This window comes from Xanthomonas hortorum, assembly GCF_024339125.1.
Lineage (GTDB): Bacteria > Pseudomonadota > Gammaproteobacteria > Xanthomonadales > Xanthomonadaceae > Xanthomonas > Xanthomonas hortorum.
Window position 1 is genome coordinate 1,729,051 of sequence record NZ_CP101417.1, and the last position, 16,087, is coordinate 1,745,137.

Annotated in this window: 12 protein-coding genes; 9 read left to right on the top strand and 3 right to left on the bottom strand. The window is 57.6% G+C overall.

Going from position 1 to position 16,087, the window contains the following annotated elements:
• Window positions 1-104 precede the first annotated feature (104 nt).
• The 7 genes from NMB96_RS07225 (at window position 105) to NMB96_RS07250 (ending at window position 10,405) form a co-directional block, all read left to right on the top strand.
• Window positions 105-1,085, top strand: coding sequence for an IS5 family transposase (locus tag NMB96_RS07225; RefSeq protein ID WP_183086593.1), 981 nt, complete (start codon window positions 105-107; stop codon window positions 1,083-1,085).
• A gap of 220 nt (window positions 1,086-1,305) precedes the next feature.
• Window positions 1,306-6,858 carry an RHS repeat domain-containing protein gene (locus NMB96_RS07230; protein ID WP_255086581.1) on the top strand — a complete coding sequence of 1,851 codons (5,553 nt, stop codon included), beginning with the start codon at window positions 1,306-1,308 and terminating at the stop codon, window positions 6,856-6,858.
• A gap of 10 nt (window positions 6,859-6,868) precedes the next feature.
• Entirely contained in the window at window positions 6,869-7,780 is a 912-nt protein-coding gene (locus NMB96_RS07235; RefSeq protein ID WP_255086582.1) for an RHS repeat domain-containing protein, read from the top strand.
• Window positions 7,781-7,789: 9 nt separating this feature from the next.
• Window positions 7,790-8,398, top strand: a complete 609-nt coding sequence (locus NMB96_RS07240) for a DUF416 family protein (protein WP_255086583.1) — start codon at window positions 7,790-7,792, stop codon at window positions 8,396-8,398.
• 166 nt (window positions 8,399-8,564) lie between these two features.
• A complete protein-coding gene (locus tag NMB96_RS23510; RefSeq protein WP_225970206.1) occupies window positions 8,565-8,675 on the top strand; it encodes a hypothetical protein in 111 nt (36 codons plus the stop codon).
• 149 nt (window positions 8,676-8,824) lie between these two features.
• Window positions 8,825-9,418: an SMI1/KNR4 family protein gene (locus tag NMB96_RS07245; protein WP_255086584.1), complete on the top strand. Its 594-nt coding sequence runs from the start codon at window positions 8,825-8,827 to the stop codon at window positions 9,416-9,418.
• 603 nt (window positions 9,419-10,021) lie between these two features.
• Window positions 10,022-10,405 carry a hypothetical protein gene (locus tag NMB96_RS07250; RefSeq protein WP_255086585.1) on the top strand — a complete coding sequence of 128 codons (384 nt, stop codon included), beginning with the start codon at window positions 10,022-10,024 and terminating at the stop codon, window positions 10,403-10,405.
• Window positions 10,406-10,509: 104 nt separating this feature from the next.
• On the opposite strand, the gene NMB96_RS07255 is transcribed toward NMB96_RS07250, so the two are convergent.
• The gene (locus NMB96_RS07255) at window positions 10,510-11,490 is read right to left on the bottom strand and encodes an IS5 family transposase (RefSeq protein ID WP_183086593.1); all 981 of its coding nucleotides are present in this window, start codon (window positions 11,488-11,490) and stop codon (window positions 10,510-10,512) included.
• A 628-nt stretch (window positions 11,491-12,118) separates the two neighbouring features.
• On the bottom strand, window positions 12,119-13,099 hold the full coding sequence (locus NMB96_RS07260; protein WP_255086586.1) for an IS5 family transposase: 981 nt from the start codon (window positions 13,097-13,099) through the stop codon (window positions 12,119-12,121).
• Between the two features lie 27 nt (window positions 13,100-13,126).
• On the opposite strand from NMB96_RS07260, the gene NMB96_RS07265 reads away from it, so the two are divergent.
• Both NMB96_RS07265 and NMB96_RS07270 read left to right on the top strand, forming a co-directional pair.
• Window positions 13,127-13,588, top strand: coding sequence for a DUF6896 domain-containing protein (locus tag NMB96_RS07265; RefSeq protein WP_255086587.1), 462 nt, complete (start codon window positions 13,127-13,129; stop codon window positions 13,586-13,588).
• A 178-nt stretch (window positions 13,589-13,766) separates the two neighbouring features.
• Window positions 13,767-14,129 carry a DUF6984 family protein gene (locus tag NMB96_RS07270; protein WP_255086588.1) on the top strand — a complete coding sequence of 121 codons (363 nt, stop codon included), beginning with the start codon at window positions 13,767-13,769 and terminating at the stop codon, window positions 14,127-14,129.
• Window positions 14,130-14,214: 85 nt separating this feature from the next.
• Here the strand turns inward: NMB96_RS07270 and NMB96_RS07275 are convergent, their stop codons facing one another.
• A complete protein-coding gene (locus NMB96_RS07275; RefSeq protein ID WP_255086589.1) occupies window positions 14,215-15,843 on the bottom strand; it encodes an alkaline phosphatase D family protein in 1,629 nt (542 codons plus the stop codon).
• Between the last annotated feature and the right edge of the window lie 244 nt (window positions 15,844-16,087).

Genomic DNA, 16,087 nt, shown 5'->3' on the forward strand with positions numbered 1-16,087 from the left:
CATGAGTCTTACCGGCGCGTGTCTGGCGCGACGATAGCTAGGGAACCTCTGAACAACGCACCACAGATACGCGACACTACCCGCCTGATGTTGAGGAGTGATCCATGCAACTGACGTTCGGTGACGCTGAGGGCCTGGGCAAGCGCAAGCAGACCCGGCGCGAGATCTTTCTGGCCGAGATGGAGCAGGTGGTTCCGTGGCAGCAACTGCTCGGTCTGATCGCGCCGCACTATCCGGTATCGGGCCGGCCAGGTCGGCAGCCGTACGCACTGGCGACGATGTTGCGGATTCATCTGCTGCAGCAGTGGTATGCGCTGAGCGATCCGGCGATGGAAGAAGCACTGCACGAGATCCCGACCTTGCGGCGGTTTGCCCAGCTCGGTGGCTTGGACAACGTTCCGGACGAGACCACGATTCTCAACTTTCGGCGCCTGCTGGAGACCCATGGCCTTGCCGCGCGGATGCTGGAAGCGGTCAACGCGCATCTGGCGCGCAAGGGCCAGAGCCTGCGGTCGGGCACGATCGTCGATGCGACGCTGATCGCGGCGCCCAGTTCGACCAAGAATGCCGACAACGCGCGCGACCCTGAGATGCATCAGACCAAGAAGGGCAATCAGTGGTATTTCGGGATGAAGGCGCACATCGGCGTGGATGAATTTTCCGGGTTGGTGCACCACGTCCATTGCACAGCCGCCAACGTCGCCGATGTCACGGTGATGCACACGTTGCTGCATGGCAAAGAAGACAGCGTGTTCGGCGATAGCGGCTACACCGGTGCGGACAAACGCGAAGAACTGCAGGCCTGCAAGGCTGCATTCTTCATCGCCGCCAGGCCCTCGACGATGCAAGCCCTCGGCAACAAACGCGAGCGTGCTCGGGAAAGACGTTGGGAACACTTCAAGGCCAGCGTGCGCGCGAAGGTGGAGCATCCATTCCGGGTGATCAAGCGCCAGTTCGGCTACACCAAGGTCCGCTATCGCGGCCTGGCCAAGAACACCGCGCAGGTGCTGACCTTGTTTGCGCTATCGAACCTGTGGATGAAGCGAAAGCAGTTACTGCCGACGATGGGGAACGTGCGCCTGTAACCCGGGCAACACCCTGCAAACGCGCCGGAAACGGCAAAAAAATCGAGGATCTGAGCGCCGTCAGCCTGGTCGATGTGGTTAGGCTCATCCTCCGATGCCGTTGATCAGACCATCCCTAGGCGAATCTTTCAGGCATAGCAGCGCGATTGGAGCATTTCGAATTCACCCCTCAGCGCTGCGTTGCTGGCAATGAAGTGGTGAGCGCTTGAGGTGCCGCTACATGGGCGTCTTTCGCTTTTTCAATGTGCATTGGGTTTTGAATTTTCTTGACGGTGTTCCCGTTGCGGAACAGACTCGTCTGAGGCACCAAGGACAGGTCATCGCGCGAAGCGCCAGCTGGTTCACTGGCTGGGATGGCGGTCATGAGTGGATATTCACTACAGCGCAGAGGTCAGGGATGAGCAGGAAGCCGGGCGTGTCTGATGATAAGTGCGGCCAATTTTGGAGAATTCTTTGGACTTGCGGTGCTGCACGCCTGTTTGCGGGGAATTTCGCAAGAGCCGGGGTGACGATTTTCTCGCTCGCGTGCTGTCCTTCGATACTGCATGCAGAGATTCCAAGTTGGCATGAGGAATATGGCAACCGGCTGAAATATGCGGAACTAGTCGAGCCGCTCAAGGGCGATATCTTTGGCGAATCGGTCAATCTTTATGACGGGTCGGTGTCCTTCTCTGCCACCGAGCTGTCGTTGACGGGAAATAACGGCTTACCGGTGTCCATCGGACGCAGGCTTGACCCGAGCAATCCCAAAAACAATCTCGCGTTTGGCGACTGGGAGCTGGATATCCCTTCGCTTTCAGGCGTTTTTGGAGACGATGCGGCCACGGCAGGTGCCGGCAGTTGGGCGCCTGCGCAGCGCTGTGACAGTGTGAGCGGACCACCGATTGTCACGGTCCGAAATGTTCGCGGAACCCTCGATATTGATTTTGCCGATTTCGAGTATTGGGACGGCAACCGGCTGTCGTTGCCCGGAGGTGGAGGCGGCGAACTGCTTGGTGCATCAGGAGACGCGCGCGAGGTCAGGCCGACGTTTACCGAGGCTGTGCGCTGGAATACCAAGGACGGCTGGTTCTTCTCGTGCCTGGGTGCCTTGAAGAGCGGACAGGCAGGGCAGGGCTTCGTGGGGCATGCGCCCGACGGTAGCAAGTATTACTTCGACTGGATGGTGGTACGCGACCATAACGACCAGGCACATAAGCAAACCCTTGGGGCAGATACGCATGCGGTGCTTCGCCGCAACAAGGTATTTCTGTATCCGAGCCAGGTCGTCGACCGCTTCGGCAACTGGGTTCGCTATGAATGGAGTAGCGCGCAGCTGCAGCGTATCCATGCCAACGATGGACGTAGCATTGTGCTCGGCTACGACAACGCGGGGCGTGTCGCCAGTATGACCAGCGGTACGCGCCAGTGGAGCTACCAGTACGACAGCACTACCTCCCGGCTGATCTCGGTCACTTTGCCGGATGGAACAGCGTGGGGCTATGCGATCGCGCCACCGGCATTGCTATACAAGCAGCAGCAAACTCAGGACGAGCCGGAGTCCAATTATCGGGTACGCATGGATCTGTGCGCCAAAATGGGGATCCTCCTCGACAACGAAGCGATCTATACCGTCAAACACCCTTCTGGAGCAGTCGCAACGTTTAGCCTGCGCCCGATCCGACATGGTCGGATGGGTGTGCGTTTCGATTGTCAGGAAAACGGGGAAAGCGCCACGCTGGAGGATGGATGGAACCAGACGCCGCTGTATCGCGACGCCTACACTCTCAAATCCAAGACCATCAGCGGCCCTGCGCTGCCGACTGCTCAATGGCAGTACGACTATCTCAATTTAGGTGGGCGCTACGATCGTGACGTCACGGTGGATAGCTGGCCGCTGTATCCGGCAGGCAGCGCAGAACACAAATTCACAGTGGAAACCGGACCCGACGGCACGGTCAAGCGTTACGAGTTCGGCAAGGAAGTCCGCTACAACGATGGTCGGTTGCTGGGCGTAGTGACCACGCGCAACGATGTCAATGTCAAGGTGGAGACCACCAGTTACGTTGCAGAGTCGCAGCTTGCAGACGCACCGTTTCCGGCATTGGCTGGTACCAGTTATGTTTATGGCAGTGACGAGATCATGTCGCATGGCAACCGGCCCGTGCAGAGCACCAGCACAACCCAGGATGGTGTGCAGTTTGTCCGTCAGATTACAGCTTTCGATGCTTTTGCCCGCGAGAGATCTGCAGTGGAGTCGAACTCTGCCGGCCAGAGCAGAACTACCTCCAAGGCCTACTACGACGACGCTGGATTGTGGTTGTTGGGACAGGACCAGCAAGAGACCGTCGGCGATATCCAGCGCAGCCGCGCCGAGTTTGATACTGCAAGTGGGTTGCCCGTGCGTTTCTATGCGTTTGGGCGGCTTGCCCAGAGTGTGGGCTACGCCGCTGATGGAACGGTCGCCAGCGTCAGCGATGGGCGTGGCAATACAACCCTGCTTAGTGGTTGGAAGTTCGGTGTACCGCAGCAAATCAAGTTTCCCGGCACTGCTGAAGCGCCCAATGGCGCGACGCGAGCGGTGGTGATCGACGACAACGGATGGATTACCGCACTTACCGATGAGAACGGGTTCACTACCAACTATACCTATGACGGTATGGGGAGATTGGCGTCGATCCAATATCCGCAAGGCGACAGCACGGCATGGAATGCAGTGAGCTTTGCGCTGCAACGCATGGAGGCAGCCAATCTCGGCCTGCCTGCCGGGCATTGGCTGCACAGCCGCACGCAGGGCGGGCACACAACCCAGACCTATCTGGATGCGTTATTTCGCCCCGTAATGGCTGCGGAGGTGGCACAAGGGCAGACCGATAGCGCCGTGGTCACTCGCTATGACGTCACTGGCCAGAAGGCGTTTACCTCGTATCCGTCGCGTGCAGTGAACGACGTCAACCAGGCACTCTCAGGCACTTCCTATACATACGATGCGCTTGGGCGTCCGATCAGCATGACGCAGGCATCGGAACTCTGGCCGCTCGTTACCACGACCGAGTACATCGGCGATCTCAGCGTCCGCGTGACCAATCCGCGAGGTCTTTCCACCACGACCCGGCATCTTGCCTATACCGGGCCGGAGTACGAGATGCCGCTGACGATTTCCCAACCCGAAGACGTGATTACCGAGATCCAGCGCGATGCGCTCGGAACTCCACTCTCGATGAACCGACGTAACGGGGATGGCAGCCAGCAGCTGGCCCGTCGCTATGTCTACGATGGGTATCGCCAGCTGTGCAAGACCATCGAGCCGGAATCCGGCGCCACCGTGCAGGACTACGATGCAGCCGGCAATCTTGCCTGGTCTGCATCGGGCACCGCCCTGACCAGCGCGACCCAGTGCGATACCGAAGCGGCGCAAGCGAGTGGGCGTGTCGTGGTGCGCAACTACGATGCGCGCAATCGCTTGTTTCAACTGCGCTTTCCTGATGGTCGGGGAGATCAGGATTGGTCCTACACCCCAGACGGCCTGCCTGCCTCCATCAGCACGTCCAATACCAGCGACGCGTTGCCGGTGATCAACAGCTACCAGTACAACCGCCGACGCCTGCTGGTTCAGGAGTCTCAGCAGCACGCCGAACTTGGGCTCAGGAGCATGAGCTATGCCTACGATGCGAATGGCGCGCTGTCGGGCCATACCTACCCGAGTGGGCGTGTTGTGGACTATGCGCCGGATGCATTGGGCCGCCCGACCCGTGCCGGCAACTTTGCCAGCGAGGTGACCTACTACGCCAACGGCGGCATGTCGCGGTTCGTCTACGGCAATGGCGTGGTGCATACATTGGGACAGAACGTGCGTGGTCTCCCCGATCGCAGTACCGATCTGGCTGGTGGCACTGCGGTGCTCGACGATGGCTATGACTATGATGCGGTGGGTAATGTGATGGCCATCAGCGATGGCGTAACGGGCGGCAACACCAGCCGCGACATGACCTACGACGGCCTGGATCGGTTGAAGACCGTAACCTCGGCTGCTTTTGGTGACGCCAGCTACAACTACGACGCCTTGGACAACCTGCAGGCGGCCAAAGTGGGAACGCGTGATCGCATGCATGTTTACGATGGCAACAATCGCCTGACCAACGTGGTCGATGCCGTCGGCGGAGCGACGCTGGTCGGATTGAGCTACGACGTGCAGGGCAATTTGAACAATCGCAACGGCGTGACCTACGATTTCGACTACGGTAACCGCCTGCGTCAGGTCGGTGCAGTGGAGGCCTATCAATACGATGCGCAGGGAAGACGTATCCGCGCTCAGGCCTCCGCCAGCGGCGCGATCTACTCGTTCTACGACAATGCCGGTGTCCTGCGGCAGCAGCGCAATGAACGCACCGGCAAGGACGTGGATTACATCCAGCTCAATGGCAGTCTGGTGGCGCAGGTGTCGGGCAGCGTGACCCCGAATGTTCCGGCATTGAGCGGCCCGGGTTACGTCAATCAGGGCGACTACGCGTTGACCTGGAACGCAGTGGGCGCGGCAACCCGTTACGAACTGGAGGAAGCGGCCAGCGGCGGAAGCTGGACAGGCATCTACAACGCAAGCGCGCTGACTTTTACCGTTACCGGGAAATCGACTGGTAGCTTCCAGTATCGCGTCCGTGCATGCCGCGACAGCTGTGGAGGCTGGAGCAACATCGCCACAGTGGCAATCGAGCTGCCACCGTCGACCGTGCCCGACCTGTCGGTGCCTCAGTTTGGCGACAATGGCAACTACAGCATCGCCTGGTCCGCCGCTTCGGGTGCAACCGGGTATGAACTGGAAGAGAGCGTTGCCGATAGTGCCTGGAGCCAAAGCTACACCGGTGCAGAGTTGTCCAAGGCTTTTGCAGCACGCGCGGCGGGGATATACGGCTATCGGGTACGCGCCTGCAATCCCATCGGCTGTACGTCCTATTCCGCCAGCGCCAGTGTCAATGTGGTGTACCCGCCCGACAGTGCGCCCGCGACGAGTGCTCCTGCCCGTGCCACCCAGAGCGGCTTTGCCGTCAGCTGGTCGGCTGTAGGCGCGGCCTCTCACTATGTGCTGCAGGAAAGTGCCAATGGTGGAGCGTGGTCCACGCTGCAGGAGGGCCCCCAACAGGCCTTCGAGACCGGTGCCCGCACTGCAGGCGATTACGGCTACCGGGTGGCGGCCTGCAATCGTGCCGGGTGCGGCAACTGGTCCGGCGCTGTCGCGGTGCAGGTTGTCGCCCCGCCCACCCTGGAGCCCGCACTGTCGGCCCCCTCGCTGGTGCCGGGTAACGCGTACACGGTGAGTTGGAGCACTCCATCCGGCAGCGAGAGCTTCCAGCTGGAAGAGGACAGCAATGGCGCAGGATGGGTGCAGGTGTATGCGGGCGCTGCCACCAGCTTTGACACCAGCAAAGGCAAGGGCAACTACGGCTACCGCGCCAGGGCCTGCAACATTGCCGGCTGTGGACCGACCTCGGGCATTGTCACGGTGACGGTCTCTCCGCCACCGGCGACGCCGGCCATGCAGACAGCGAACTGGCTGAGTACGCGCACCGCGCCGGTGCAGGTCTGGTGCGAAGCCGGTTGGTCTGCGGTCGCCGATGCAGTGGAGTACCAATTGCAGAGCAGTGGCGGCAATGCGCTTTACACCGGCCCCAGCACCTATGTCAGTGCCAACGGCAATGCCTACTGCGCCTACGAGTACACGGTGCGCGCCTGCAACGCCGGTGGATGTTCGGCATGGTCGAGCCCACCATTCCCGGTGACCCAGGGCGAGATGGAATGAGGATGCCAGGATGCTGAAGAGAATCATGCGTCGTGCGGCGCTGCTGTTGGCATTGGCCTGGCCGGCTGCAGGTCTTGCCGAAACGGTGGAGTACATCCACACCGATGCCTTGGGCTCACCGGTGGCGATCACCGATGCCGCAGGCAATGTGATCGAGCGAACGGTGTATGAGCCGTATGGCGGCATGGTCAATAAGGCCGCGGTGGACGGACCTGGGTTTACCGGGCATGTAGCGGACTCGGCGACCGGGCTGAGCTATATGCAGCAGCGGTATTACGATCCACAGATTGGAAGACTTCTTTCAGTTGATCCCGTGATGGCTTATGGCAATCCCTCAGGACCATTCAATCGCTATTGGTATGCTAACGACAATCCGTATCGGTTCACTGATCCGGATGGAAGGCAGACAATTCCAGCGGAAAACAAACTTGGCTCCAGCGACCCAGCCGTTATCAATGACTTCCACCGAGCACAGGGTGAGCATGCCGCTGTTACACTTAATGTTGCGCTGGACCTGTTCCTATCGCAGTTTGGTGATGGTCCTGGTGGAGCAGCTGCAGGCGTAGGCGGGGTTGTTGCGAAGTCTGCTGAAGCAGTAAGCGCCCTCACCAGGGCAAGGGAAATCCAGGGCGCACTAAAACCTATAACTCAGTCCAAAGTCACGACTGCTGTAACAGAGACGGCGGAAGGTGTTCGCGTTGTCACTTCAAGCGAAGGGAGGTTGCGTCCAGCACAGCGTGCAGCCCTACAAGTTGGCGAGGTGGCTGGAAAAGGCGCCGCACGCACGCACGCGGAGGTGAACGGAGTCAATGCCGCTAGAGATATGGGATTGACGCCAACAAGCGTCTCGCCGAGTCGAACGGCATGCTCAGGATGTCAGGAAGCCATGAGAAAATTAGAAATTCCCATTAAAGATAAATGAAGGCTGGAAGTGGAAATTTTCAACGAAACAAAAATTTTGCTGTGGATAAATGGCATGCCGGACTGGAAGCGTATAGCTTTTATGACCTATTGTTGTGAAAGGATGTTTCCTAATTACATTGATTTCAGCAAAGAGACTGGGTTTGGTGATGCGTCGGTATTAAGGAATTCCTTGGACTATATCTGGAAATGGATTGAATTCGGTAACTTAAATGAGGATGCGGCTACCCTAGTAAAAGCTTGCGAGAAGCTGGCGCCTGATACAGAAGATTTTACTTCGCTATACACATCCGCCGCACTTGACGCTGCTGCAGCAACAGCGATGACTATAAATGCGACAACAAGCTCGACAGCAATGCAGCTCATTGATGTGGCATCTTTATCCAGAGATACCGTTGATTTATTTGTTCAATTTCAAGAAGATATTGATCCAAATGATCCTCGCCTAGAGGACATGGTTTGTGAAAGTCAGCTCATGCAAAATGAATTGCGTATACAAAGGGAAAGTCTTGAGTACCTAGTTAATTTAGAGGGTGGCCGTGAAACGGTGACTAAGGTGCTGCGTGCGCAATGGTCAAATCTTGATAATGGAAGTCTGAAATTAGCTCAGCTAGAATAAGATAATTTAAAAATTTTTAATTTGTAATTTCATATCATTAATGTGAACCATATTGCCTCAAAAATGATTGCGGGAATCGTGTAAAGCGTGTCTGGCTGACAGAAGGCGCATGGTTCGATAGAGCGGGGCGGGTACTAGGCCTCGGACTATAGCTCAGCTTTCGGAGCTGGCTACTGGTACTGTCTCAGGGTTTGTAGGGCATCATGTCAATAGCGTTCAAGCATTTCCAGAACTTGCTGGTGTGCCGGATAATGTCGCATTTTTTCCCGGGAACTAGCATATTGGAGAGCATGGCGGGAATTATAGAAACCAAACTCAAGGGCCAATGCTGCAAAGATCTGCATCCTCAAGGTCTATATCCGGGAGGATCGGTAGGGTCGTGGAAACCGGGACTATAATAATAAAGCGAGGAAAATGATTATGCGCATGAATCGGGATGAACTTGTTGGCATCCTAGAAAATAGGCTTGCAAGTAAGCGGGTCATTGATGAAGGCGGGAATATACTAATAAATCATCTTCCATCGGTAGGTAGTCGAGCTTATCTGCACGTCATTTTTGAGAAGGCTAATTCGAACGAGGTTCTAAAAAGTGTGAAAGAAGCAGGGGTTCAATTGCCTAAGAGTTTCTTGGAGTTACTTGCTCAGTGTAATGGTTTCGTTCTTTTCCAAGGTGCGCTATCTATTTTCGGAGTGCGATCACAGTTGTCTAGGTCTGCTGGAAAAAGGCACCCGTTCGATTTGCTTGAGGCAAATACGATAGCTAGGCCTGGCAATCTAAACAAAAATGAAATTTATATTGGGAGCTATAATTGGGATGGCTCAATTTTGTTTATTAATCAGTGCGACTCAATCATTCGGCATAGGTCTCCTGACTCAACGGATGTTTTAAATGAATGGGGTGATTTTGATCAATTTATCAGATGTGAAGTAGACCGTCTGTCATTATTATTTAATGAGGGTGGCGCAGAGGTTGATCCTCTAGTAGCAACATCTCCATCTCGGTTACTTGATTGGCGTTAATTTGCAGAACGTCGAGTGCGTGGAAATCGATATTAAAGATGCTATCCATGTGGGTCTCTACCGTTTTATTCTCACATCAGTACAGCCAAACCTCGCCATTAGCTATGTGCGCTGTCGAGCCGTAGTAGTAGTGCAAGCTACTGGGCGACGTGTACTCAGCGATGGGCTGGCTTTATTATTGATGTGAACATTATCAAATATGGAAAGCTAGGCGGCGGGAAGTGAAGAATAGACTGGGTACTTACATTGACCTCATTCTGCTCATGAATTGGAAGATGGAAGCAAAGGATTGCCTCATTATCATACCGAAGGGAAGCGAGGTCATACATTCTGGGGCAAGTTAAGTATCGCCACGATTTCAGCAGGTGCGCTAGATCAAGTTGCTGAAGCTGCGGAATACTTGCCTGATCCTGCCCCAAGACCTGTCGAGCAATCAGATCTCTCGCGTTGGAACAATGCTATGGGTGCTATAAGTGAGGCGACTGGAGTGCCAATGCCCGGGGTCAAGATGGGCCAAGACGGTGGGTTCCAGGGCTACTTCCGAGTGGAGGGGCGGATCGACTCAAAGCGGCTATCTGAAGAGTTGGACAAGAAAAGATAAGTATGAACACATATCAGGTCATGATCGAAGGGGTCTTTGTGAGATCCCCGGAACTGGGTCGGCTCACAGGGGGGTTCCACACGACTTTTTTTGTTATGGCGATCAATGCAGCTAATGCCTCGCATAAAGTGAACAAGCTGCTTGCAAAGAGGATGGCTGCGCACTCCGTAGTTAGCGATAATGCAGGATGGTTTATGGCTTATTACTGGGTTCACGACATATGGGAAGTCACTGTAGAAAAGTATTCGGAGAACGAGGGGCACGACTCTGGCTTCACATTTTTCATCATCGGTCGCATGGAAAAGCTTTTTTTGGCTGTTCGTCGGCTGTTCTTCAATAAGTATCGTCAGTGGCTTCTGGTCCAACCGGAACTAGGGATGGTCTGATCAACGGCATCGGAGGATGAGCCTAACCACATCGACCAGGCTGACGGCGCTCAGATCCTCGATTTTTTTGCCGTTTCCGGCGCGTTTGCAGGGTGTTGCCCGGGTTACAGGCGCACGTTCCCCATCGTCGGCAGTAACTGCTTTCGCTTCATCCACAGGTTCGATAGCGCAAACAAGGTCAGCACCTGCGCGGTGTTCTTGGCCAGGCCGCGATAGCGGACCTTGGTGTAGCCGAACTGGCGCTTGATCACCCGGAATGGATGCTCCACCTTCGCGCGCACGCTGGCCTTGAAGTGTTCCCAACGTCTTTCCCGAGCACGCTCGCGTTTGTTGCCGAGGGCTTGCATCGTCGAGGGCCTGGCGGCGATGAAGAATGCAGCCTTGCAGGCCTGCAGTTCTTCGCGTTTGTCCGCACCGGTGTAGCCGCTATCGCCGAACACGCTGTCTTCTTTGCCATGCAGCAACGTGTGCATCACCGTGACATCGGCGACGTTGGCGGCTGTGCAATGGACGTGGTGCACCAACCCGGAAAATTCATCCACGCCGATGTGCGCCTTCATCCCGAAATACCACTGATTGCCCTTCTTGGTCTGATGCATCTCAGGGTCGCGCGCGTTGTCGGCATTCTTGGTCGAACTGGGCGCCGCGATCAGCGTCGCATCGACGATCGTGCCCGACCGCAGGCTCTGGCCCTTGCGCGCCAGATGCGCGTTGACCGCTTCCAGCATCCGCGCGGCAAGGCCATGGGTCTCCAGCAGGCGCCGAAAGTTGAGAATCGTGGTCTCGTCCGGAACGTTGTCCAAGCCACCGAGCTGGGCAAACCGCCGCAAGGTCGGGATCTCGTGCAGTGCTTCTTCCATCGCCGGATCGCTCAGCGCATACCACTGCTGCAGCAGATGAATCCGCAACATCGTCGCCAGTGCGTACGGCTGCCGACCTGGCCGGCCCGATACCGGATAGTGCGGCGCGATCAGACCGAGCAGTTGCTGCCACGGAACCACCTGCTCCATCTCGGCCAGAAAGATCTCGCGCCGGGTCTGCTTGCGCTTGCCCAGGCCCTCAGCGTCACCGAACGTCAGTTGCATGGATCACTCCTCAACATCAGGCGGGTAGTGTCGCGTATCTGTGGTGCGTTGTTCAGAGGTTCCCTAGCGGGGTCGGAACCTGAGTAGGTGTCGGGGTAAGCACCTTGCGGCATAACAATATGTCCGCATTTGCGGGTCTATTGTTGGCGGGTTCGCGATCGTTGCTACTGATGCGCGGCGAGCACCGTTTAGGGTACTTACACAATGGCGCGCTGCCAGGTCTTGGCCAAGTGCTGGGTGCGCTCAAGCTGTGTCGACTCCCCGTAATTCAGTGCCTAGAGGTCTGCGGTTGATGTTGATCACGAAACTCGGCGGGCGTTAGCCCGCCCAGGCTGTCGTGCGAGATCTGCTGGTTGTAGTCGGCCGGGCTGAGTTAACGGACACCACCGTGCAGCAGCCGCAATCAAAGCCGGTGTAAAGGAGGTTCCTGTGCAAACTGTACCGACCACATCGCAGCAAGGGGCACAGCTTCTACAAGAGTCCGCAGAGGCAATGCAGCAGAGGGGCCGCTAAGGATGGTCTGATCAACGGCATCGGAGGATGAGCCTAACCACATCGACCAGGCTGACGGCGCTCAGATCCTCGATTTTTTTGCCGTTTCCGGCGCGTTTGCAGGGTGTTGCCCGGGTTACAGGCGCACGCTCCCCATAGCAGGCAGTAACTGCTTTCGCTTCATCCACAGGTTTGACAGCGCAAACAACGTCAGCACCTGCGCGGTGTTCTTGGCCAGGCCGCGATAGCGGACCTTGGTGTAACCGAACTGGCGCTTGATCACCCGGAATGGATGCTCCACCTTCGCGCGCACGCTGGCCTTGAAGTGTTCCCAACGCTGTTCCCGAGCACGCTCGCGTTTGTTGCCGATGGCTTGCGTCGTCGAGGGCCTGGCGGCGATGAAGAATGCTGCCTTGCAGGTCTGCAGTTCGTCGCGTTTGTCCGCGCCGGTGTAGCCGCTGTCGCCGAACACGCTGTCTTCGTTGCCATGCAGCAACGTGTGCGTCACCGTGACGTCGGCGACATTAGCCGCTGTGCAATGGACGTGGTGCACCAACCCGGAAAACTCATCCACGCCGATGTGCGCCTTCATCCCGAAATACCACTGATTGCCCTTCCTGGTCTGATGCATTTCAGGGTCGCGCGCGTTGTCGGCATTCTTGGTCGAACTGGGTGCAGCGATCAGCGTCGCATCGACGATCGTGCCCGACCGCAGGCTCTGACCCTTGCGCGCCAGATGCGCATTGACCGCGTCCAGCATCCGCGCGGCAAGGCCATGGGTCTCCAGCAGGCGCCGAAAGTTCAAAATCGTGGTCTCGTCCGGAACGTTGTCCAAGCCACCGAGCTGGGCAAAGCGCCGCAAGGTCGGGATCTCGTGCAGCGCTTCTTCCATCGCCGGATCGCTCAGCGCATACCACTGCTGCAGCAGATGAATCCGCAACATCGTCGCCAGTGCGTATGGCTGCCGACCTGGGCGCCCCGACACCGGATAGTGCGGCGCGATCAGACCGAGCAAGTGCTGCCACGGAACCACCTGCTCCATCTCGGCCAGGAAGATCTCCCTGCGGGTCTGCTTGCGCTTACCCAGGCCTTCAGCGTCACCGAACGTCAGTTGCATGGATCACTCCTCAACATCAGGCGGGTAGTGTCGCGTATCTGTGGTGCGTTGTTCAGAGGTTCCCTAAGTGACATTGATTGCAAGAGAGTTGCTCTCCCAATTTCTGAGCTTCAATTCGCGCTGATTTCAGAATTCTTTGAAATTTTTCCAAGTGCGGGCCAAGATTTCATGCGTGATGTCCCGAAAAATGGTGAAATAAGTGTCAAAGGTGAAATGTGGCAATTCCGAAAGCATGGCCAAGGAGTAAGGTTCTACCACCCTGAATCAGGGCGAATCGTGGATTCGCATCGTTTTTATGGAGATATTTTCGACGTAATTGACGCATGGCGAATTATGCAGTTTACGGAGAGTGTTGGCATGTCTGCACTCACTGAACAAGCAATTGAAGACTCGTTGATGTTGTCAGTGCGATCTGGAATTCTGCGCCAAATTGGTCATGCCCGTGCGTACCGCTTAATTTCGCCGATCAAGCCACTTAGGGCGCAATAAAAAATTTGAGAGAGGATGCCAGAATGCTTGTAAGATCTCGCGTAGTGGGATATTTTCGCTGGAGATGACATCACGCTGAAAGTGCGGCTTTGAGGATTGGTTAAATGCAGCTGCAAGATCTAGGGCAAGGCTCCGTGAGGTTGCCGCCGTCATCTCGTTTGATTTAAATTAAAGTTACTTGAGTATTGGGTTTAATATGCGGCCTCTTCATGCGTTTGAGCGCTCTTTAATTCAAAAAGTTGCGGATCTTATACCTGGTCCCCCTGGTGCAGTGCTGCGTTATGATGTTGACAACGCTTCTGCTGTGGATTGCTCTTCTGACTATTCGAAGGTGCTTTTTATTATCGATGGATATGAAATTCCTCCATATCATGGGCAGTGTCATTTCCCTGTAGAGATCAGGGCTCTGGATTCCGATGAAGGCGAATTGACGGTAATTATTTACAGTGACAGTAATGGAAGGCTATTTGAATTGGAAGTTATTCGCTGGGACGGAAAGGCTGTTATTGACCCAAGATGGGATACGTTGGATTTTTACTGAAGGTGCTGTTCTTTCCCAGGGGCGAGCTCGAAGGCATCGATCAGTCCTGGCCCATAATCTTGTCGATGCAGATATTTATAGTTGATCACGCCTCAACCGCCCCGGCCTTGCCGTCTTCGACCACGAAGCGTTTCAACGTCGAGACCGTGGCCTGGCGATTGCGGCGGTCGGAGATGCCTTGAAGGCGCGTTTCCATCCGCCCCGGCGTCAGCGTCACCGAGACATAGCCGCGCGTCTCGCCTTCGGCGTAGTGCACATGCGGATTGAGCGCCATGGTGGCTTGCAGCTCGGTGTTGCTCTGGCCGTCGGAGGTGATCGAGGTGCCGACGAATTCGGTGGCCAGCGTCGGCGAGTCGGGATTGGCCGGATCGGCCTTCAGATCGGTGACCCAGTACGAATGGATGTCGCCGCCCCAGAACACCGGGTTGCGTAGCCGGGTCTTGGCGATTGCGTCGAGCATGCGGGTGCGCGTGGCCGGGTAGCCGTCCCAGCCGTCGGTCCACTGCCCGAATACGCCGTCGCGACCGTGTTGGTTCATCGGTGCGACCAACAGGTCCTGCGCGATCACGTTCCAGCGCGCGGGCGATTGTGCGAAGGCGCCATGCAGCCAGCGCTCCTGTTCCCAGCCGAGCATGGTGCGGCGTGGGTCGGTGCGTTCGCGGCAGCTGTCGTCCACCACATGGCCGCCGCGCCAGCCGTTGGCCTGCGGGCAGGGTTGTTCGCTGCGGTACTGGCGGCCATCGAGCACGTAGAAGCGTGCCAGCTGGCCGTAGTCCAACGATCGGTAGATGCGCATGTCGGCGCCATGTGGGCGATTGCGCGCGCGCAGCGGGAAGTGCTCGTAAAAGGCGCGGTAGGCGGCCGCGCGTCGGGCCAGGAAGGTGTCGACCGGAATCGATGGATCCTGCGACCAGCGATTGGCGTAATCGTTCTGCACCTCGTGGTCGTCCCAGGTCGCCACGCAGGCGCTGCCGGCGTGCAGCGCCTGCAGGTCGGGATCGGTGCGGTACAGCGCATAGCGGTTGCGGTAGCCGGCCAGATCCAGGCATTCGCCGCTGCCGTGCGGGCGCACGATCTTGTTCGCCGCCTCGCCGTGGTTGCTGTATTCGTAGATGTAATCGCCGAGGAAGAACACCAGGTCCGGCTGCTCGGCAGCCAGATGGCGGTAGGCGCTGAAATAGCCCAGCTCCCAGTGCGAGCAGGACACAAAGCCCAGCCGCGCCGCATCCCGTAATTGATGCGGCGCTGGCAAGGTGCGCGCGCTGCCGATGGCGCTACGCGCGCCCAGCGCCTGGAAGCAGTACCAGTACGGACGATCGGCGGCCAGGCCGGCGACCTCCACATGCACCGCATGGCCCCAGGCCGGGCTGGCGACGGCCTCGCCCTGGCGCACGATACTGCGCATGCCCGGATCGCTGGCCACTTGCCAGCGCACCTGCACCGGGGCGTTCAGTCCGCCACGTCCATCGGGGTCCAGCGGGCGCGGCGCCAGTCGGGTCCAGATGACAAAGCCGTCAGCCAGCGGGTCGCCCGCAGCCACGCCTAGGGTGAATGGGTCCGGGCTGCCGCTTGCGCGCGCGAACGGGCTGAGCAGCCCGGCAGTCGCCAGCCCGGCGCCGCCGATGAGAATGCGCCGGCGGCTGTGATCCACCGTGGGTGTCGTGTTGTCGGAACCGGGCAGGGGCAATACGGAAGACGGGTCGATCAAGGACATGGGCACAAACGCGAGCTAGCGGACGCGACCATAGTGCGACGGGCGGATGTCCGTTCAATGGCAGCGGCAGTGCTGTCGCTGCTGGCGCAGGCTTACGCGCGTCATCGACTGCGGATGGCGGATACGAGGCGTGCCACCGCGGCGGATGATTCCGCCCACAGCGATGCGCATGAGCCGGTGCAGCGGCGGCTGTCGTGGTGGTTACAGGTGTTGCGGTATCGCCAAGCCTGGACGTTCCGTGCCG